At 67.3% G+C, this 18967-nt stretch carries 21 protein-coding genes; 15 read left to right on the forward strand and 6 right to left on the reverse strand.

Features of this window, described 5'->3' with window-relative positions; translation table 11 throughout:
* Both P7D22_RS18685 and P7D22_RS18690 read left to right on the forward strand, forming a co-directional pair.
* Positions 1-645 (forward strand): dihydroneopterin aldolase (locus P7D22_RS18685; RefSeq protein WP_319935768.1); only part of this gene is annotated, 645 nt, incomplete at its 5' end.
* A 54-nt stretch (positions 646-699) separates the two neighbouring features.
* Positions 700-1899: a benzoate/H(+) symporter BenE family transporter gene (locus P7D22_RS18690; protein ID WP_319935769.1), complete on the forward strand. Its 1200-nt coding sequence runs from the start codon at positions 700-702 to the stop codon at positions 1897-1899.
* Here the strand turns inward: P7D22_RS18690 and ubiG are convergent.
* Complete coding sequence (gene ubiG / locus P7D22_RS18695) at positions 1865-2638, reverse strand: bifunctional 2-polyprenyl-6-hydroxyphenol methylase/3-demethylubiquinol 3-O-methyltransferase UbiG (protein WP_319935770.1); 774 nt, start codon at positions 2636-2638, stop codon at positions 1865-1867. The two genes, P7D22_RS18690 and ubiG, sit on opposite strands and share 35 nt — an antisense overlap.
* Before the next feature lie 177 nt (positions 2639-2815).
* Between ubiG and sdhC the strand changes: the two genes are divergently transcribed.
* From sdhC to P7D22_RS18720, 5 genes are all read left to right on the forward strand, one after another.
* Complete coding sequence (sdhC, locus tag P7D22_RS18700; RefSeq protein ID WP_319935771.1) at positions 2816-3232, forward strand: succinate dehydrogenase, cytochrome b556 subunit; 417 nt, start codon at positions 2816-2818, stop codon at positions 3230-3232.
* Positions 3233-3242: 10 nt separating this feature from the next.
* Positions 3243-3635 (forward strand): succinate dehydrogenase, hydrophobic membrane anchor protein, encoded by a 393-nt coding sequence (gene sdhD / locus P7D22_RS18705; RefSeq protein WP_319935772.1) that lies wholly within the window; start codon positions 3243-3245, stop codon positions 3633-3635.
* Between the two features lie 52 nt (positions 3636-3687).
* Positions 3688-5508, forward strand: coding sequence for a succinate dehydrogenase flavoprotein subunit (gene sdhA / locus P7D22_RS18710; protein ID WP_319935773.1), 1821 nt, complete (start codon positions 3688-3690; stop codon positions 5506-5508).
* 64 nt (positions 5509-5572) lie between these two features.
* Positions 5573-5881, forward strand: coding sequence for a virulence factor (locus P7D22_RS18715; RefSeq protein ID WP_319935774.1), 309 nt, complete (start codon positions 5573-5575; stop codon positions 5879-5881).
* A gap of 73 nt (positions 5882-5954) precedes the next feature.
* Positions 5955-6734 (forward strand): succinate dehydrogenase iron-sulfur subunit, encoded by a 780-nt coding sequence (locus tag P7D22_RS18720; protein ID WP_319935775.1) that lies wholly within the window; start codon positions 5955-5957, stop codon positions 6732-6734.
* A 6-nt stretch (positions 6735-6740) separates the two neighbouring features.
* On the opposite strand, the gene P7D22_RS18725 is transcribed toward P7D22_RS18720, so the two are convergent.
* From P7D22_RS18725 to hslV, 4 genes are all read right to left on the reverse strand, one after another.
* Positions 6741-7376 (reverse strand): hypothetical protein, encoded by a 636-nt coding sequence (locus P7D22_RS18725; RefSeq protein ID WP_319935776.1) that lies wholly within the window; start codon positions 7374-7376, stop codon positions 6741-6743.
* A 66-nt stretch (positions 7377-7442) separates the two neighbouring features.
* Positions 7443-8450, reverse strand: a complete 1008-nt coding sequence (locus tag P7D22_RS18730) for a glycosyltransferase family 2 protein (RefSeq protein ID WP_319935777.1) — start codon at positions 8448-8450, stop codon at positions 7443-7445.
* Between the two features lie 175 nt (positions 8451-8625).
* On the reverse strand, positions 8626-9936 hold the full coding sequence (hslU, locus tag P7D22_RS18735) for an ATP-dependent protease ATPase subunit HslU (RefSeq protein ID WP_319935778.1): 1311 nt from the start codon (positions 9934-9936) through the stop codon (positions 8626-8628).
* Between the two features lie 20 nt (positions 9937-9956).
* Positions 9957-10529 (reverse strand): ATP-dependent protease subunit HslV, encoded by a 573-nt coding sequence (hslV, locus tag P7D22_RS18740; protein ID WP_319935779.1) that lies wholly within the window; start codon positions 10527-10529, stop codon positions 9957-9959.
* 242 nt (positions 10530-10771) lie between these two features.
* On the opposite strand from hslV, the gene P7D22_RS18745 reads away from it, so the two are divergent.
* The 4 genes from P7D22_RS18745 (at position 10772) to clpS (ending at position 13749) form a co-directional block, all read left to right on the forward strand.
* Complete coding sequence (locus tag P7D22_RS18745) at positions 10772-11581, forward strand: DUF3108 domain-containing protein (RefSeq protein ID WP_319935780.1); 810 nt, start codon at positions 10772-10774, stop codon at positions 11579-11581.
* Between the two features lie 4 nt (positions 11582-11585).
* Positions 11586-12506, forward strand: coding sequence for a DMT family transporter (locus tag P7D22_RS18750; RefSeq protein ID WP_319935781.1), 921 nt, complete (start codon positions 11586-11588; stop codon positions 12504-12506).
* Between the two features lie 67 nt (positions 12507-12573).
* A complete protein-coding gene (ygfZ, locus tag P7D22_RS18755; protein WP_319935782.1) occupies positions 12574-13413 on the forward strand; it encodes a CAF17-like 4Fe-4S cluster assembly/insertion protein YgfZ in 840 nt (279 codons plus the stop codon).
* A gap of 30 nt (positions 13414-13443) precedes the next feature.
* Positions 13444-13749, forward strand: a complete 306-nt coding sequence (gene clpS, locus P7D22_RS18760; protein ID WP_319935783.1) for an ATP-dependent Clp protease adapter ClpS — start codon at positions 13444-13446, stop codon at positions 13747-13749.
* 88 nt (positions 13750-13837) lie between these two features.
* Here clpS and P7D22_RS18765 read toward each other — a convergent pair whose 3' ends face one another.
* Positions 13838-14902: an aldo/keto reductase gene (locus tag P7D22_RS18765; RefSeq protein ID WP_319935784.1), complete on the reverse strand. Its 1065-nt coding sequence runs from the start codon at positions 14900-14902 to the stop codon at positions 13838-13840.
* A gap of 140 nt (positions 14903-15042) precedes the next feature.
* Between P7D22_RS18765 and P7D22_RS18770 the strand changes: the two genes are divergently transcribed.
* The 4 genes from P7D22_RS18770 to P7D22_RS18785 are packed head-to-tail and all read left to right on the forward strand — an operon-like array spanning position 15043 to position 18916.
* The gene (locus P7D22_RS18770) at positions 15043-16347 is read left to right on the forward strand and encodes a LarC family nickel insertion protein (RefSeq protein WP_319935785.1); all 1305 of its coding nucleotides are present in this window, start codon (positions 15043-15045) and stop codon (positions 16345-16347) included.
* 15 nt (positions 16348-16362) lie between these two features.
* Entirely contained in the window at positions 16363-17172 is an 810-nt protein-coding gene (locus tag P7D22_RS18775; RefSeq protein ID WP_319935786.1) for an adenine nucleotide alpha hydrolase, read from the forward strand.
* Complete coding sequence (gene larB, locus P7D22_RS18780) at positions 17172-17873, forward strand: nickel pincer cofactor biosynthesis protein LarB (RefSeq protein WP_319935787.1); 702 nt, start codon at positions 17172-17174, stop codon at positions 17871-17873. The genes P7D22_RS18775 and larB overlap by 1 nt, the downstream gene beginning before the upstream one ends.
* Complete coding sequence (locus tag P7D22_RS18785; protein ID WP_319935788.1) at positions 17870-18916, forward strand: HoxN/HupN/NixA family nickel/cobalt transporter; 1047 nt, start codon at positions 17870-17872, stop codon at positions 18914-18916. The genes larB and P7D22_RS18785 overlap by 4 nt, the downstream gene beginning before the upstream one ends.
* Positions 18917-18967 lie beyond the last annotated feature (51 nt).

The raw sequence follows: 18967 nt of genomic DNA on the forward strand, positions 1-18967 counted from the left end.
GTGGTCGACGGGGGTGCCGGCCCCGGACGCCTGCTGGCCGGGACCGCCATCGCAAGCCTCGAGGCGCAGCGCCGGCAGGCGCGGGCCCTCGGGCTCGGCCTGGCGTATTCGGGCACCATGGAGGCGCCGGACGTGCCCCGCCTGCTGGCTTTCGCGCCCGACGCCCTGGTGTTCGGTGATCTGCTGCGTCAGGACGGGGGCGCGGCCGGGACGATCATACCCGAGCGCGTTCGCACCGCCCGCGCCCTCGTGGCCGACGCCACGGTGGTGCCGGGCTCGGACCCTGGCGCGGCCGCAACAGTGCCGGACCGCATCTTCCTGCGCGATTGGGTGGTGTCGATTCCGCTCGGGGCCTATCGGCACGAACGCGCGCCCCAGCGCGTGCGCTTCACGGTGGAGGCCGAGGTGGCCCGGGTGAGCGATCGCGCCGCCGACATGCGCCATGTCGTGACCTATGATCTCATCACCGATGCCATCGCCCGGGCCACGATCGCCCATGTGGCGCTGGTCGAAACCATCGCGGAGGATGTGGCCAGCATGATTCTCGCCCATCCGCGCGTCGCGGGGGTGGACGTCACGGTGGAAAAGCTCGATCTGGGACCGGGCTCGCTCGGCTGCCGCATTCTGCGCCGCTGCGCCGGCTGACCGCTTTTCGCCCGGATCGGCCGCGCCGTTCCCACAATCGGGGTGTCCGTTCCCTTGCCCAGTTCTTTCGGTGCGCCCCGCGCCGCCGCCTCCTGGCTGCAACCCTTGTCGACCGGCCTTCTGGCCGCACTGGTCGGTTTCGCCAGCACCTTCGCCATCATCCTGCAGGGCTTGCGCAGCGTCGGCGCCACGCCGGCCGAAGCCGCTTCGGGCTTGTTCATCCTTTGCGTCGTGCAGGGCGCCCTGGCGATCGTGTATGGGTTTGTTTGGAAGCAGCCCATTTCGATCGTCTGGTCGACGCCCGGCGCGGCGTTGCTGATCGCCACAGGGCCGGTGGCGGGCGGCTTTCCGGCGGCCACGGGCGCCTTCCTGGTGGCGGTCGCGCTGATCGTGCTGGCAGGGCTGTGGTCGGCCTTCGGGCGCCTCGTGTCGTCGATCCCGGTCGGTCTGGCAGGAGCCATGCTGGCCGGCATCCTGTTCGAGATCTGTCTCGCGCCGGTGCATGCGACGGTGGCGCAGCCCGCCCTGACGCTGCCGATCGTGCTGGCCTGGGCGCTGGCGCTTCGCTTCGCCCGCCCCTACGCGATCCCGGTGGCGCTGCTGGTCACGGTGGCGATCGTCGTGACCGTCACCGCGGTGCCGCCCGGCGCCCTCGCGGATGTGTGGCCGCATCCGGTGTTCGTGTGGCCCCGCTGGTCGCCGACCGTCATCGGCACCCTGGCGGTACCGCTCTTCATCGTCACCATGGCGTCCCAGAACGTGCCGGGGTTGGCGGTGATGCGCTCGAATGGTTTTGCGCCGCCGGTCGGGCCCGTGTTCGTCGGCACGGGGCTCGGGGGCGCCGTCACGGCGGCGTTCGGCGGTCCTCCGGTCAACCTCGCGGCCATCACGGCGGCGCTCTGCGCCGGGCCCGACGCCCACCCCGACCCGAACCGGCGCTATTACGCCACCGTGGTGGCGGGCCTCGCTTATCTTGTGCTTGGGCTTTTTGCCGGCGTGACCACGGCCTTTATCGAGGTGTCGCCGAAGGCGCTGATCGCGGCCGTGGCGGGCCTCGCGCTTGTCAGTAGCTTCGCGGGCGCCCTCGCCACGGCGCTGGCCGACGCCGAACACCGCATCCCGGTCGGCGTCACCTTCCTGGTCACCGCTTCGGGCGCGAGCTTCTTCGGCATCGGGGCGCCGTTCTGGGGATTGGTGGCGGGCGGCGCGCTGATGGCGCTCAACGCTGTCGGGCGGCCGCGAGCCAATAATTGACGTCCGTGTCGCGCCCGAGGCGCCAGCCGTCGCGCAGCGGATCGAACACCATCCCGGCCCGACCGATCGGGCGGAGGCCCGCCGCCTCGATCCAGCGCGCCAGCTCGGAGGGCCGTACGAAGCGCTCCCAGCGGTGCGTGCCACGCGGCAGCCAGCCGAGCACGTATTCGGCCCCCACGATGGCCAGCAGGAAGCTTTTCGCCGTGCGGTTGAGCGTCGAAGCGAGCAGCAGGCCGCCCGGCGCCACGAGGCGCGACGCGGTCGCCATGAAGGCCGGCTGATCGAGCACGTGCTCCACCACCTCGGAGGCGATCACCACGTCGAAATGCGCGCCGGCCTGATCGAGGTCTTCGATCGTCGCCACCCGGTAGTCGATTGTCAGTCCGCCGAGCTCCGCGTGCCAGCGGGCGACTTCGACGTTGCTGGCGCCGGGATCGACGGCCGTGACCCGGGCGCCGAGCCGGGTCAACGGTTCTGCCAACAAGCCGCCACCGCAGCCGATGTCGAGCACCGACAACCCCGCCAGCGGCAGGGTGCCGCGCTCGGTGTCGCCGCCGACCGCCTGCGGGAAATGCGCCGCGACGGTCTGCCGGATGTAGCGAAGGCGGGTCGGGTTGAGCCGGTGCAGCGGTGCCATCGGGCCGCGTGCGTCCCACCAGTCGCGGCCGAGCCGCTCGAACTGGGCGAGATCGACCGTGTCGACGAAGCCGGGGGCGGCTGGAGCAGCCGTGGACGTCATGGTGAGGCTCCGGTTAGGCCCGGGCTTGTGACATGGATTGCGGTTCGGCGCGAGCCCGGGTGCCGCCGCAGTTTCGCCATGCGACGAACGCGCTCCAGCGTCGCGGCTGTCCCGTTCCGGTTGTGCGACCCCGGTCTTCCTTATATCAGTTCCATGTTTTCACCATGAGGCATCCGAATGGCCGATCTTTCCGGGCCCGCCGCGGCCCCGGTCCGGCATCAGCGTCCCTTGTCGCCGCATCTCGGCATCTACCGGCCAATGCTGACCATGATGATGTCGATCGTGCATCGCATCACCGGCATCGCGCTTTATGCCGGGACCTTGCTGCTCGCCTGGTTCCTCATCGCGTTGGCGGGTGGCCCCGGGTCCTTTGCGACCGTGGCGTGGTTCCTCGACTCCATCCTGGGCAAGCTGGTGCTGCTCGGCTTTACCTGGGCGTTGTTTCACCACCTGCTCGGCGGCATCCGGCATTTCCTGTGGGATGCCGGCTGGGGCATGACGCATCCCGAGCGCGAGTGGTTGGCGCAAGGCACGCTGATCGGCGGCGTCGCGCTGACCGTGATTGTGTGGGTTGCGGCCTTCGCGTTGCGTTGAGGAGGGTGCGATGAGCGACAATCCACGGCATGCCAAGAACGAAGCCAAGCGCATCCGTTACCTTGGCTCGGCCAAGTCCGGCACCAGCGGTGTCATGCACATGCGGCTCACGTCGCTGGCCTTGGTGCCGCTGACGATCGCCTTCGTGTGGCTGGTGTTGTCGATGGTGGGGCGTGGCTACGACGAGGTGCATGCCACGATGGCGCACCCCCTGGCCAGCATCACGCTGTTGCTGGTGGTCGGCACCAGCCTCTACCATATGCAACTGGGCATGCGGACCATCATCGAGGATTATCTGCATGGCGAGCGGCTGAAGGAATGGAGCCTCGCGGCCAATCTGTTCTTCGCCATCGCGCTTGGTGTCGCCTGCGTCTACGCGGTGCTGCGGCTGAGCTTCATCTGATCTGGAACAACGCGGCGCGCCGCATCGCACGAGCGCCCTCGAGGGATTGACCATGGCCACCAACGGCACCAACGGCGCGTCATCCGGGCCGGCTTACCCGATCACCGACCATAGCTTCGACGTGGTGGTGGTGGGGGCAGGCGGCGCAGGCTTGCGGGCCACCGTGGGCTGCGCCCAGGCGGGCCTGCGCACCGCCTGCATCACCAAGGTGTTCCCCACCCGCTCGCATACGGTGGCGGCCCAGGGCGGCATTTCGGCCTCGCTCGGTAACATGGGGCCGGACGATTGGCGCTGGCACATGTACGACACCGTCAAAGGGTCGGACTGGCTCGGCGACCAGGATGCCATCGAGTACCTGTGTAAGAACGCGCCGGCCGCGGTCTACGAGCTCGAGCATTGGGGCGTGCCCTTTTCCCGCACCGAGGAAGGCAAGATCTACCAGCGCCCCTTCGGCGGCATGACCACCAACTACGGCAACGGTACGGCCCAGCGTACCTGCGCGGCCGCCGACCGCACCGGCCATGCGATCCTGCACACGCTTTATGGTCAGGCGCTGCGAGCCAAGACCGAGTTTTTCATCGAGTTCTTCGCCCTCGACCTGATCATGGAGGACGGGCGCTGCCGCGGTATCGTGGCGCTGAAGATGGATGACGGCACCATCCACCGGTTCCGCGCCAAGCAGGTAATCCTCGCCACCGGCGGCTATGGCCGCGCCTACTTCTCGGCCACCTCGGCCCATACCTGCACGGGCGACGGCAACGCCATGGTGCTGCGCGCCGGCCTGCCGCTGCAGGATATGGAATTCGTGCAGTTCCACCCGACCGGCATCTATGGCGCCGGCTGCCTCATCACTGAAGGCTCGCGTGGCGAAGGTGGGTATCTCACCAATTCCGAGGGCGAGCGCTTCATGGAGCGCTATGCCCCTTCGGCCAAGGACCTCGCTTCGCGCGACGTGGTCAGCCGTGCCATGACGATGGAGATTCGGGAGGGCCGGGGCGTCGGCAAGGCGAAGGACCACATCTACCTCCACCTCGATCACCTCGACCCGAAGATTCTGGCCGAGCGGCTGCCGGGCATCTCGGAATCGGCGAAGATCTTTGCCGGCGTCGATGTCACCAAGCAGCCGATCCCGGTGCTGCCGACCGTGCATTACAACATGGGCGGCATTCCGACGAACTTCCACGGCGAGGTGTTGACCAAGGTCAATGGCGATCCCGACGCGGTGGTGCCGGGCTTGATGGCACTTGGCGAGGCGGCCTGCGTGTCGGTGCATGGCGCCAACCGGCTCGGCTCCAACTCGCTGATCGATCTCGTGGTGTTCGGCCGCGCCGCCGGCCTCAGGGCCGCCGAGCTGGTGTCGCCGGGCGAAAAGCAGGCCGAACTGCCGAAGGGGTCGGCCGACCCGGCCCTGGCCCGCCTCGACCGCTTCCGCTACGCCCAGGGCGGTACGCCGACTGCGACCCTGCGGGGCGAGATGCAGCGCGTAATGCAAAGCAATTGCGCCGTGTTCCGCACCGGCGAGGTGCTGGACGAAGGCGTCAAGCTGATCCGCGACGTCTACAAGGGCGCGGCCGATGTGCAGGTCACCGACCGCTCGCTGATCTGGAACTCGGACCTGGTCGAGACGCTCGAGTTCGACAACATGATCGGTCAGGCGGTCGTCACGATGGAAAGCGCCGCCAACCGGACCGAGTCGCGTGGTGCGCATGCGCGCGAGGATTACCCGAACCGCGACGACAAGGTCTGGATGAAGCATACGCTCGCCTGGCTCGATGCCAAGGCCGGGCAGGCGGCCATCGATTACCGGCCGGTGCATACCTACACAATGTCGAACGAGGTTGAATATGTTGAGCCGAAGGCGCGGGTGTATTGAGGGGGCGATGAGCCTTCAACGCGCCCCTGCTGGATTTGGTCATAATCGGGCGGGGAGGGGTCGCGTGTACGCCATCGCGTTCGACTTTGATGTCCAGCTACTCGAACAGCTTTATCCCAATGCGTCATGGCGCAACGCCTACAGCGATGTCAGACGTTTTCTCGAGGAAAACGGGTTCGAGAATAAGCAGGGCTCCGTTTACTTCTCTTTGGAAGACATCGGTGCTGTCGAATGCGTTGCCATAGTTCAAGAGTTGGGTGAGCTGTACGAGTGGTTCACGCCCTCCTTGAAAGACATCCGAATGCTTCGGATCGAAGAAGATAACGACTTGATGCCGGTTCTGGACCGGAAACGCCGCCGTAAGCGCGGTTAGATCTACAACGTGCTGCCGTTCAGAAGCGTGAACGCGTCAAGCGTGGGACGCTGAAACAGGTTCATCGAAACGCATGGTTGAACTCGCACTCCCCCGGAATTCCCAGGTCAAGGCCGGCAAGACCTGGCCGAAGCCGCAGGGCGCCTCGAATCTGAAGGAGTTCCGCGTTTATCGTTGGGACCCCGACACGGGGCATAACCCGCGCATCGACACTTATTGGGTTGATCGTGACGATTGCAGCCCGATGATCCTCGATGGTTTGATCTGGATCAAATCCAAGATCGACCCGACGCTCACCTTCCGTCGCTCCTGCCGCGAGGGCATCTGCGGCTCCTGCGCGATGAACATCGATGGGGTGAACACGCTTGCCTGTACGCGCGGCATGGACGAGGTGCGTGGCGCCATCAAGCTCTACCCGTTGCCCCACATGGAGGTCGTCAAGGACCTCATCCCGGATCTGACGCGCTTCTACGCCCAGCATGCGCTGATCGAGCCCTGGCTGCACACCACCAGCCCGGAGCCCGAGAAGGAGTGGCACCAGTCGCCGAAAGAGCGCCATGCGCTCGATGGGCTCTACGAATGCATTCTGTGCGCCTGCTGCTCCACCTCGTGCCCGAGCTATTGGTGGAACGGCGACCGCTACCTTGGTCCGGCGGCGCTGCTGCAGGCCTATCGCTGGCTGATCGACTCGCGCGACGAGGCCACCGGTGCTCGCCTGGATACGCTCGAAGACCCGTTCCGGCTGTATCGCTGTCACACGATCATGAATTGCGCCAAGGCCTGCCCGAAGGGGCTGAACCCTGCCCGCGCCATCTCCGAGATCAAGAACATGATGGTGGCGCGGCAGAACTGATCGTCGTTAGGGCGCCCCGAGCCGCGCACCGCAATCGGGGCGACGCAGCGTCAGCCAGCCTGACAGCATGATGGCGAAGCAGGCCCAGAGTTCGAAGCTTTCCTCGAGCGCCTCGCTGCGTGCCGCGTCGGGAAAGAACCCGTGCTTCTCGGCCACGTCGCCGGCGACATAAAGCAGGCACCCGGTCACCATTGCGATACCGCCGTGGCCGGTTATCCAGCGGATCAGATCGTGGGCTGTCGGCCGCAGGGCCACGCAGGTGGTGGCCACCAGGGCCGTCCAGAGGCCCGCGAGATAATAGAACATGCGGCCATGCAGGAAGACGGGGCCCAGATAGGGGGCGGCCCAGGTTCCCCGCACATCCGTTTCACGGATCAGCAGGTTGAAGGTGAACAAGGCGATGCCGGCGAGGGGCAGCCGCGTCAAAGGGGCCGGATGCCGGGCCGCCCACAAGAACAGCCCCACAGCGATGGCCAGGTAGATGGACTGCAGGCCTTCAACGGCGCCGTTCTCATCAAAGGCCGCCGGGTTGCCCCAGTGCAGCAACGGCCACGCGAGGGTGAACAGGGCCGCGGCGGCGATCAGGATTGTGGTCCGGCCCCAGATTGAGGGCAGCGGGGCAGGGTGTTCGCGAACGGCCATGATGACGGTTCTATGACAAGCCGCCGCAAAGATCATCCCGGTCGTCGCAGGATGCAAACTCCCCGGTCAGTGGGCGAAGTCGACGTTGTAGAACCGTTCCGCTATGGCGCGCCGCAGCTTGAAGGGGGACACCGCGAAGCCGAACACCAGCGCCACATTGGCGAGCCTGCGCAGCCGGGGCACGCCGGGCATGCGCAGGAAGCCGCGCGCCGATTGCGAGGCGCAGGCCAGGGCGCGGTGCGGCGGCAGATCGTTCGGGAACGCCGGACCGCCCCGCGTCAACAGGTGCAGCTTCAGATCGTAAGGGCCGTTCAGGAACTCCCAACGCGGCAGCGGAATGTTTCGTCGGGCCGCCAGGCGCCGGGCGATCCGCTGCGCCTGAAAGCTCGTGAAGAGGCTCTTTCTGACGTAGCCGATGGTTTGCCGCCGCGTCCATCCGGTCAGATTGGCGTCGTGGATGCGGTAAACACCCAGCGCCTGCTCGGTCGAGCGGGTTACACCCGCGCAGGGCGCCGCATAGGCGAAACACGAATCGAGCCATCGAATCGGCAAGGCCGCCACCTCGTCGAAGATGACCGCCGCATAGGCACGAGCATAAGCGTTGCCGGAGGTTGGCGCGGCCGGCACGTAGCCGAGGCGAAACAAGCAGTCGATGGTTTCGGCCCCGTCGCGGAAATGGTCTTGCGGCCAGGTCCGATCCGTCAACCGATCGCCTTCGAGGATCTGCAGCCGATAATGCAGGGACACGAGGCCCGGCACCCATTGGCGGGCGATCTCGGCGCAGGCCTCGGGGAACAGGTAGTCGTCGGCGTCGAGGAACAGCACCACGTCGCCGCGCGACGCGCGGAAGCCGGTTTCCAGCGCCTTCGCCTGGCCGGCATTGGCCTTGAAGATGCCCTGGAACTCGGGATAGCGGGCGATGATGGTCCGGCTGTCGTCGGTCGAGCCGTCGTCCACCACGATGCATTCGACATGGGGGTAGGTCTGGGCCCGCAACGCATCGAGGCATTGCGGCAGGAAGCGGCCGTAATTGTAGTTGCTGACCACGATCGAGATTGTGATCGGCTCAGCCATCGCGATCCCTGCATCCCCTGTCGCCGATGCCCGCCGCATGGCTTTCGGCGGCCATTCAAGCGGGAGAGCCTGAATCTTTCCTTGCGCAGTGCCTCGTCGGCAGCGGCATCGTGCCGTGCTGCCTAGCGCGCCGCTAAGCGGATCGCTCGAATGTCAGCTGCTTTACTCCTTACCCTCACAGGATGAAGCGTGACAGATCGGCATTCTTGGCGAGGTCGCCGACGTTGCGGGCCACGAAGTCGCGGTCGATCGTAATCGACTCTCCGGCACGGTCCGGCGCCGTGAAGCTCACCTCGTCCAGCACCCGCTCCATCACGGTCTGCAGGCGCCGGGCGCCGATGTTCTCGACGTTGCCGTTCACCTCCACGGCGACGCGCGCCAATTCCTCGACGGCGCTGTCCGCAAAGGCGAGATCGACGCCTTCGGTCTTCATCAACGCCACATATTGCTTGGTGATGCAGGCTTCGGTCTCGGTGAGGATGCGACGGAAATCGTCCTCGGTCAGCGGCGCGAGCTCCACCCGGATCGGCAGGCGGCCCTGTAGTTCGGGCAGCAGGTCGGACGGCTTCGACACATGGAAGGCCCCCGAGGCGATGAACAAGATGTGGTCGGTCTTCACCGTGCCGTGCTTGGTGGCGACGTTCGTGCCCTCGATCAGAGGCAGCAGGTCGCGCTGCACGCCCTCGCGCGACACGTCAGCACCGCCGCGACCTTCGCGGGCGCAGATCTTGTCGATTTCGTCGAGAAACACGATGCCGTTGTTCTCGACCTCGCGGATCGCCTCCTGGATCACCTGGTCCTGGTCGAGCAGCTTGTCGCTTTCCTCGGCCACCAGCGGCGCATGGGCCTCGGCCACGCTCAGGCGCCGCGTCTTGGTGCGGCCGCCGCCCATGGCCTTGCCGAAGATGTCACCGAGGTTGATGGCCCCGATCGAGGCGCCTGGCATGTTGGGCAGGTCCATCATCGGCATCGCGGGCGCACCCTGATTGAACTCCAGGTCGACCTCCTTGTCGTCGAGTTCGCTCGCCCGCAACTTGCGGCGAAAGGCGTCGCGGGTGGTCTGCGACGAGCCGGCCCCCACCAGCGCATCGAGCAAGCGCTCCTCGGCGGCCTGCTCGGCCTTGGCCTCGATATCCTTGCGCTTCTTCTCCTTGACGAGCCCGATGCCGATCTCGAGCAGGTCGCGCACGATCTGCTCCACGTCGCGCCCCACATAGCCGACCTCGGTGAATTTCGTGGCCTCGACCTTCAGGAACGGCGCGTTGGCGAGCTTCGCGAGGCGCCGCGAGATCTCGGTCTTGCCGCAGCCGGTCGGGCCGATCATCAGGATGTTCTTGGGCAGCACCTCGTCCCGCATGGCGCCGGTGAGCTGCAGCCGACGCCAACGGTTGCGCAACGCGATCGCCACGGCGCGCTTGGCGTCGCGCTGGCCGATGATGTGCCGGTCGAGCTCGGACACGATCTCGCGCGGTGAAAAGTCGGTCATGGTCCTCAAGGTCCGCGAGGTCAGGCGTCGCCGATGGTTTCGACGACGAGGTTGTGGTTGGTGTAGACGCAGATCTCGGCCGCGATCCGCATCGCCTTGCGGACGATGGCCTCTGGCCCGAGGTCGGTGTCGACCAGCGCCCGGGCGGCCGAGAGCGCGTAATTGCCGCCCGAGCCGATCGCCGCCACGCAGCCGCCATCATGCAACTCCGGCTCCAGCACGTCGCCGGTACCGGTCAGCACCAACGACACCTGGGCATCCGCCACCAGCATCATGGCTTCGAGGCGCCGCAGGTAGCGATCGGTCCGCCAATCCTTGGCCAGTTCCACGCAGGCGCGCATCAACTGGCCGGGAAATTGTTCGAGCTTGGCCTCAAGCCGCTCGAACAGCGTGAAGGCGTCGGCGGTGGCGCCCGCAAAGCCCGCCACCACGCTGCCCTTGGCGAGGCGACGCACCTTCCGGGCGTTGGATTTCATCACGGTCTGGCCGAGGCTCACCTGGCCGTCGCCGCCGATCACCGTGGTGCCGCCCTTCTTCACCAGCAGGATGGTCGTGGCGTGCATCACGGGCGCGGCGCCCTCGGGGTGCGGCATGAATTGTCCTCAGGAGGCGGGCGGCCGCACACGCGGCCGTGGCTGCGGCGGGCGCAATCGATCGCGCTGAAGCCCGATCTATGTGCCCTGCGCAGAGCTTGCAAGGCCGCGCCCGCAAGGCTTGCCACGCCCCCGCAAATCATGGGTATGTGCCCGGTCCCGTCTTGAAACGGACCGATTCGCTTGACAGCAAGGGCTCCAATCCGTTGGCGAGACCGCGCATTTTCATGGTGTTCCATCCAATGATCCGAGCCGCCGCCGTTCTGGCGGGGTTGGGCGTGCTGACCACCGCCGCCCAGGCCGAAACGGTTCGGACGCGCTACGGCATCAGCCTGATCGGCCTGCCGTTCGGCACCGCGACCGTCAGTGGTACGTTGGAGCCGCAAGCCTACAAGATCGAGCTGCAGATGAAGCTCACCGGTCTCGCCAGCATCCTGTCGGGCTCGAAGGGCGCCGCCACGGCCACGGGGGCCCTGCCGGGCAACCACGTGTCGCCCACCACCTATGCCACGACCTCGTCGAGCGGCGACATCACCCGCACGGTCCGCATGTCGATGGTGAACAACAACGTCGACCAGTCCGAGATCACCCCGCCCTGGGACCCGTTCCCCGACCGGGTTCCCGTGACTGAAGCCGATCGCCGGGCCATCGTGGACCCGATGAGCGCGCTGATCATGACGGTGCCGGGCACCGGTCCGGTGATCGGGCCCGCGGCCTGCGAGCGCACGATCCCGGTCTTTGATGGCGCCGCCCGGTTCGACGTCGTGCTCGCCTTCGTGGGCACCCGGAAGGTGAAGACCAAGGGTTATGCGGGCGATGTCGCGGTCTGCTCGGTGCGGTACCATCCGGTTGCCGGGCATCGCGCCAACCGGCCCGGAACGAAGTTCATGGCCGACAACAAGGACATGGAAGCGTGGCTGGCGCCGATCGGCCAGTCGCGCATCGTGGTGCCCTATCGCATCTCGGTCGCCACCATGATCGGCACCGTCGTGGTCGAAGCTAATCAGTTCGAGGTTTCGGCCGGCCCACAGGCCACCGTCCAGGCCCACTGAATCCATGGCGAGCGGCGCGGCACCTCCGGCCACGGACGCCCGCCGTCCCATCGCCGGCATGGTCCTGGTGCTGTTGTCCACCGTGGCCTGGAGTTTCAGCGGCCTCTTCACCCGCATGCTGACCACCGATGTGGTGACGGGCATCGCCTGGCGGTCGTTCTTCGGGGCGGTCTTCACGGCGCTGCCAATGCTGCTCGGTGGGCGCTCGCGGGGTCTCGACGTTCCGCGCTTCAGCTGGCCCATGGCCTATCTGGTGCTGGCGGTCGCGGCCTGCTCGGCCTGCACGGTCGGGGCCTTGTTCATGACCTCGATCGCCAATGCGGCCGTGATCTATGCCACGACGCCCTTCATGGCTGCGGCCTTGTCGTTCCTGTTCGTCCGTGAGCGCCAGCAGGGCCGCACCCTGTTGGCCAGTGCGGTGTCGCTCGTCGGGGTGGTGGTGATCGTGTCGAGCGGCTTCGGTTCGGGCGGGCTCGTGGGCGATGTGGCGTCCGTCGGGATGGCTCTCAGCTTCGCCTTCATCATCGTCTTGCCCAAGGTGTACCCCGGGCTCGACCTGCAGGCCGCCAGCATCCTCGGGGCGGCCATCACCTTTGCGGTCTTTGCGCCCTTCGGGCAGGCGCGCGCCATGCCGGCGCATGACTGGGTCGTCCTGGCCGGCTTCGGCTTCACCAATTTTACCGTGGCGCTCTACCTGTTTCTGGTCGGGGCCCGGCACCTCGCGGCCGCCCAGGCGGCGCTCATCGGCACGCTCGACATCGTGCTGGCGCCATTCTGGGTCTGGTTGGCCTTCGATGAGCGGCCGAGTGTGGCCACGCTCGTTGGCGGCAGCATGATCTTCCTGGTTGTGGCCTGGCACATATTGTTGGAATGGCGCGACGAGGTGAAACGGCGGCGTCCCCGCGTCGTCGGGGCGGCGATCTGAGCCAAGCCCTTGTGCGTCGCCATCCTTCGCTTATCTGCCAGCCATCGTGATCCTGGGGAGATGCAGCATGACCGAACGCGGGACGGCCCCGGACCGGGGCGTCGTCGAGGTTGCGGGCCCGGAAGCGCGCGCCCTGCTGCAACGCCTCGTGACGAGCGACGTCGAGGCCCTGGTACCCGGCGAGGCCCGCTATGCAGCGTTGTTGTCGCCCCAGGGCAAGATCCTGGTCGACTTTTTGATCGTTTCCGCCCCCGGGCCCGACGCGCCCGAACGGTTCCTGCTCGATTGCCCATTGGCGCTCGCGGCGGATCTGGCGAAGCGGCTGACGCTCTATCGCCTGCGCGCCAAGCTGACGGTCACCGACCGGAGCGCCACGTTGACGGCCGTGCCGCTTGGGGCCGTGCCGCCAGCAGGAAAGATGACGACGCCGGGCGTTCTGGTCTACGGCGATCCCCGTAGCCCGGCGCTGGGGTTGCGGGCGATCGGCCCCATCGACGCCGTTACGGCGCTGGCAGCCGACGCCGGCGTCGCCCGCGAACGCCGCATCGCGGCCGCTGTGCCGGAGGGCGGCATCGATTTCGCCTATGGTGACATCTTCCCGCACGAGGCCAACCTCGATCGCCTGGGCGGCGTGGACTTCACCAAGGGGTGTTATGTCGGTCAGGAGGTCGTGTCGCGGATGCAGCACCGTTCGACCACCCGCAAGCGCGTGACCTTGTTCCGCTTCGACACGCCGCCAACGCCGGGTGCCGAGGTGCGGTCAGGCGACTTGCCGCTCGGCACCGTGGGGAGCCTCGGGACGGGGCAGGGTCTTGCCCTCTTGCGCCTCGACCGGGTCGCCGACGCTCACGCGGCCGGCGAACCCTTGTTGGCGGGCGACACGCCGATCACGGTTTCGCTGAACTGAACTCGGCTCCCGAACCTGCACGAGGCACCGATGCCGAACACCGAGGTCGTGACCCGGCCGATCGTCGAGCCCAAGATCGAACGACCGAAGCTCCACAAGGTCATCCTGCTGAACGACGACTACACGCCGCGCGACTTCGTGGTCCGGGTGTTGAAGGGTGAGTTCCGCATGGGCGAGGACCGCGCCAATGCGGTGATGCTGACGGCCCACCGCCTCGGATCCTGCGTCATCGCGGTGTATCCGCAGGATGTGGCCGAGTCGAAGGCGGCACGGGCCACGGAGGCGGGACAACGGAAAGGCTATCCCCTCCAGTTCGTCACCGAACCGGAGGAGTGACGATCAACCCCGCGGGCGGTGCCCAGGGCGGGGAGGCACACGGACGCGCGGTGCGAGCCTGCGCGCCCTTCGGTGATGCCGGCCGCGCTTATTCCAGCACGGGCGCCAGCTTCTGCACGGCCTCCGGCTCCTCGCCGAGCCAGTCGAAATTTTTGGCTGTGCCATCAAAGGTCGAGGTCGTCTTGAACAGCTCGAACTTGCCGTGTCGCGCATAGGGCTCGGAGCGGGACAACAGCTCCGCCACCGCAGCCTTGTTCATCGGCTTGAAGGTTTTGACGGCCTCGAAGGCTTGATCGAGGTTGGCCTGGTTCTCGATGCCGGTGATCACCACCGAGGTTGGAAGGTTGAGCGAATAATGTAGATACTCGATCGGCTTGATCGGGGCTTCGCTCTTCAGCAAAGAGCCGTCGCCGAACGTCTTCATGCCCAAGACGCCGATGCCGTGCTCGACGAGATACGGCAGCACCAGATGCGCAAAGGAGCGAAAATGCGCGTCCATGACGTTCAACGGCATCTGCACCGTGTCGAAGTGGAAGCCGCGCTCGGCCGCGACATCGAGCATCTGCAGGTGGATGCGCGGGTCCTTGTGGCCCGTGAAGCCGATGTAGCGCAGCTTGCCGGCCTGCTTGGCCTCGACAAAGGCTTCCATGGCGCCATCCTCGCCGAAGATGCGATCAGGGTCGTCGTAGCGCAGGATTTCGTGGTGCTGGACAATGTCGATACAGTCGACCTGCAGGCGGGTCAGCGAGGTGTCGATCTGCTGCATCGCCTCGGCCTTGGTGCGCCCGTCCATCTTGGACATCAGCATGACCTTGTCCCGGTAATTGCCCTGCGACAGGGCAACCCCCATGCGGAGCTCGCTGCGGCCCTCGTTATAGTCCCAGCAATTGTCCATGAAGGTGATGCCGCGATCGATGGCGGCATGGATCAGCGTCACGGCCTCGCCGTCGGTGAGCTTCTTCTTGCCGATGTGGAAGCCGCCGAGACCGATGGCCGAGATGGTTTCGCCGGTGCGGCCGAGGGCGCGATACAGCATCTCGCCCCGCATCTCGCCGGGGTCGGTGACGAAGGGCAGGTCTGCGGCATCGGCCGGGCGGTTGAGGCCGGGCGGCAGGGCCGGGGGCAACGCGCCGTTGGGAGCTTGGATGGACATGAGGCGATCCTCCGTGGGGAAACCCGAGTGCTGGGAAGATAGGGCGGCCGGGGCCAATCGGCTCGCGTCATCGCACCACGCCTGTCAGGCTCTCGTGCGCCCGCTATAAACGATGTCCAGCGCGGTGGGAGTTTGGGGTCTTGCAGGTTCACATCGATCCGCTCGGCGGCTGGTCCGGCGACATGTTCGTGGCCGCCAGCCTCGACGCCTTTCCGGATCTGTGGCCTGAGATCAAGGCCGCGGTCGCGGCGCTGGGGCTCGGGCCGCAGGCGAGCTGCCGGATCGTGCCGCACCAGGATGGCGGGCTGACGGGTCGGCGCTTCACCGTAGCGGCCGAGGCCGAGGGGAACGAGGGGGCCAGGCATCACGGCCATGCGCCGCACCATCATGCTCACGACGGCTCCCATTCGCACGATCACCACCACCACCCCGCTGACGACCATGCCCATGCACCGCACCGGGCCTGGGCCGACATCCGGGCCTTGATCGCGTCGGCGCCGATCGACCGCCGTGTGATCGACCACGCCACCGGCATCTTCGCGTTGCTGGCCAAGGCCGAGGCCACTGTCCACGGCGTCGGCGAGGACGCGGTGACCTTCCACGAGGTTGGGGCGGTCGATTCCATCGTCGACATCGTGGCGGCCGGCATGATCATCGCCCGGCTCGACGCCACCCGCTGGACTACGGCCCCGCTGCCGCTCGGCGGCGGCCGGGTGCGCACCGCCCATGGCTTGCTGCCGGTGCCGGCGCCCGCCACCGCGTTGCTGCTGCGGGGCCTCGACACGATCGACGACGGCATCGGCGGCGAGCGCGTCACCCCGACCGGGGCCGCCGTGGCGCGCTACCTGCTCGGCCCCGCCGCCGGATCTGCCGTGCCGCGCCGGTTGCTGGCCACCGGCATCGGGTTCGGCACGCGGCAACTGCCCGGCATCGCCAACTGCTTGCGCTTGCTGGCCTTCGAGGAAGCCGCGCCGCCTGCGCCGGGTGGCTTCGCCCATCGCGAGCTCGCCGTCATCGCCTTCGAGGTCGACGACCAGTCGGCCGAGGACCTCACCCACGGCCTCGACCACCTGCGGGCGCTCGAGGGCGTACATGACGTCATCCAAAGCGTCGCCTTCGGCAAGAAGGGCCGCATGGCTACCCACGTGCAGGTGCTGGTGGCGCCGGGCCGGCTCGAGGCCGCGATCGCGGCCTGCTTCAGCGAAACCACCACCATCGGCCTGCGCCACCATCTGGTGCAGGGTGCCGCGCTCCGCCGCAAGGCGCTGGAGGTCGAGGTCGAGGGCCGCCGTTTGCGGGTGAAAAGCGTCGAGCGGCCGGACGGCACCCGCACCGGCAAGACGGAAGCCGCCGATGTGGCGGCCGAGCCCGGCCATGCGGCGCGCGTCCGCTTGCGTCAGGCCGGCGTCGCCGCGGCCCTTCCGCCGGCACGCGACGAACGCTAGAATGGGATCATGGCCATGTTATCCGACGAAGGAGCGCGCCTGCGCGGCGCCCTCGACGCCATCCCGGGTCCGATCGCCGTGGCGGTCAGCGGCGGTATCGACAGCCTGACGCTCGCCACCGTGGCGCACCACCATGCGCCCGAGCGCACGGCGATGTTTCACGCCGTGTCGCCGGCTGTCCCGGGCGATGCGACCGCACGGGTCGAGCGCCTCGCGTCCGAACGCGGCTGGGCCCTGCGGGTGATCGACGCCGGCGAGTTCGATGACGCCGATTACCGGGCCAATCCGGTCAATCGGTGCTTTTTCTGCAAGACCAACCTTTACGGCAGCATCGGCCGCCACACCCAGGCCCAGATGGTGTCGGGCGCCAATCTGAACGACCTTGGAGAATACCGGCCGGGCCTCGACGCCGCCCGCAACAACGGGGTCCGCCACCCTTATCTGGAGGCGAAGATCGACAAGGCCGGCGTGCGCCGCCTCGCCCGGCTGGAGGGGCTCGGCGATCTGGCCGAGCTGCCGGCCGCGCCCTGCCTGTCGAGCCGCGTCGAAACCGGCATCGCGATCCGGGCCGACGTGCTGAAGGCCATCCACGCGGTCGAGCGCGGCCTTGCCCAGAGGTTCCCGCTTGGCACGGTGCGGTGCCGGGTGCGGGCGAGCGGCGTGGTGATCGAGCTCGATCCGGTGACGCTCGACGCCGTCATGGCGGGGCTGCAGGACGGTGTCCGGGCCCATGTGGCCGAACTCTTCGCCGGCAAGGTGGCGTCGGCCGACCTGCGCATCGAGCCGTACCGCAACGGCAGTGCCTTCCTGCACGGGGCTGCGTGATGGCCGAGTTCACCTTCGACTACGAGCGCCGCTCCCGCATCGGCCTCGACGAGGCCGTGTTCTGTGCCGGCAAGAGCACCGCCCAGATCGCCGCCATCGTGGCTGGGGTGCGGGACGGCGTCACCGGCCTGCTGCTGACCCGCCTCGATCCGGAAAAGTTCGAGGCCCTGCCGGTCGAGCAGCGGGCGGGGCTCGATTACGATCCGGTGTCCCGCACCGCCATTCTCGGCGCGGCCCGCCCGATCGAGCCGGGTCCCGCCGTAGCGATCGTGCTGGCCGGCACCTCGGACGTGCCGATGGCGCGCGAAGCCGCCCGTACGCTGCACTTCAACGGTCAGGCGCAGACCACCTTCACGGATATCGGCGTCGCCGGGCTGTGGCGGCTGCTCGACCGCCTCGAGGAGATCCGCCTGGCTCCGGTGGTGATCGTCGTGGCCGGCATGGATGCGGCGCTGATCAGCGTCGTCGGCGGCCTCGTATCCGGGGCCGTTATCGGCCTGCCGACATCGGTCGGCTACGGCGTCGCGGCCGGCGGCCAGACGGCGCTCCATTCCGGCCTCGCCAGCTGCGCGCCCGGCGTGCCGATCGTCAATATCGACAACGGCTATGGCGCCGCCTGCGCGGCGCTGCGCATCATGAACACGCTGCGGCGTCATGCGTCCGCCGTAAGCGACCATCAACCAGGACAACCCGGCCGATGACCCTGATCCGCGTTTTCGACGACGAGCCGAATCGCGTCCGGGCCAAGGTCGGCGTTCTTTTCATGATGCTAGTGGCGGCCAATCTGGGGGCCTGGGTGTGGGCCTTCACGGCCTTTCATCAATTTCCCATCCTGCTCGGCACCGCCTTCGTGGCCTACAGCTTCGGGCTGCGCCATGCCTTCGACGCCGATCACATCGCGGCGATCGACAACATCACCCGCAAGCTGATGGCGGATGGGCGTCGCCCCATCTCAACGGGCTTCTTCTTCTCGCTTGGCCATTCCAGCATCGTGATCGCGCTGACGCTGGCGATCGTCACCGTCACGGCGGCTCTGCAGGACCGGTTCGACGCCTTGAAGGATGTCGGCGGGGTGATCGGCACCTCGGTGTCGGCGCTGTTCCTCTTCATCGTGGCCTTCGCCAACATCCTCATCCTCGTCTCGACGGTGCGGACCTTTCGCCGTGTGAAGAACGGCGGACGCCTGGTCGATCAGGACCTCGACGAGGCGCTGGCGGGCGGTGGCCTGCTGGCGCGGCTGTTCCGGCCGGTGTTCGGCGTGGTGCGCCGTTCCTGGCATATGTACCCGCTGGGGCTGCTGTTTGGGCTCGGCTTCGACACCGCCACCGAGGTCGGGTTGCTCGGCATCTCGGCCAGCCAGGCGTCGCAGGGCCTGTCGGTCTGGTCGATTCTAGTCTTCCCGGCGCTGTTCACCGCCGGCATGTCGCTGGTCGACACGATCGACAGCGTGCTGATGGTGGGCGCTTATGACTGGGCGCTCGTGAAACCGCTCCGCAAACTCTACTTCAACATGACAGTCACGGCTTTGTCGGTTGTGGTGGCGCTGCTGGTCGGCGGCCTCGAGGCCTTGGGCCTCGTCGGCAGCCGCCTGCAGCTGCAGGGCACCTTCTGGGACGGCGTCGATACGCTGAACGACCATTTCGGCATGATCGGCTACGTCATCGTGGCGTTGTTCGTTGTTAGCTGGCTGGTGTCGGTGCTGGTGTACCGGCTGAAACGCTACGACGAGATCGTTTCGGCCTAAGAGCCCGTTTGGAAAGACGTGTGGCGGTTTCAGCGTTGCCATGATTCAAGC

The sequence above is a fragment of the Lichenihabitans sp. Uapishka_5 genome, from assembly GCF_033947565.1.
GTDB lineage: Bacteria > Pseudomonadota > Alphaproteobacteria > Rhizobiales > Beijerinckiaceae > Lichenihabitans.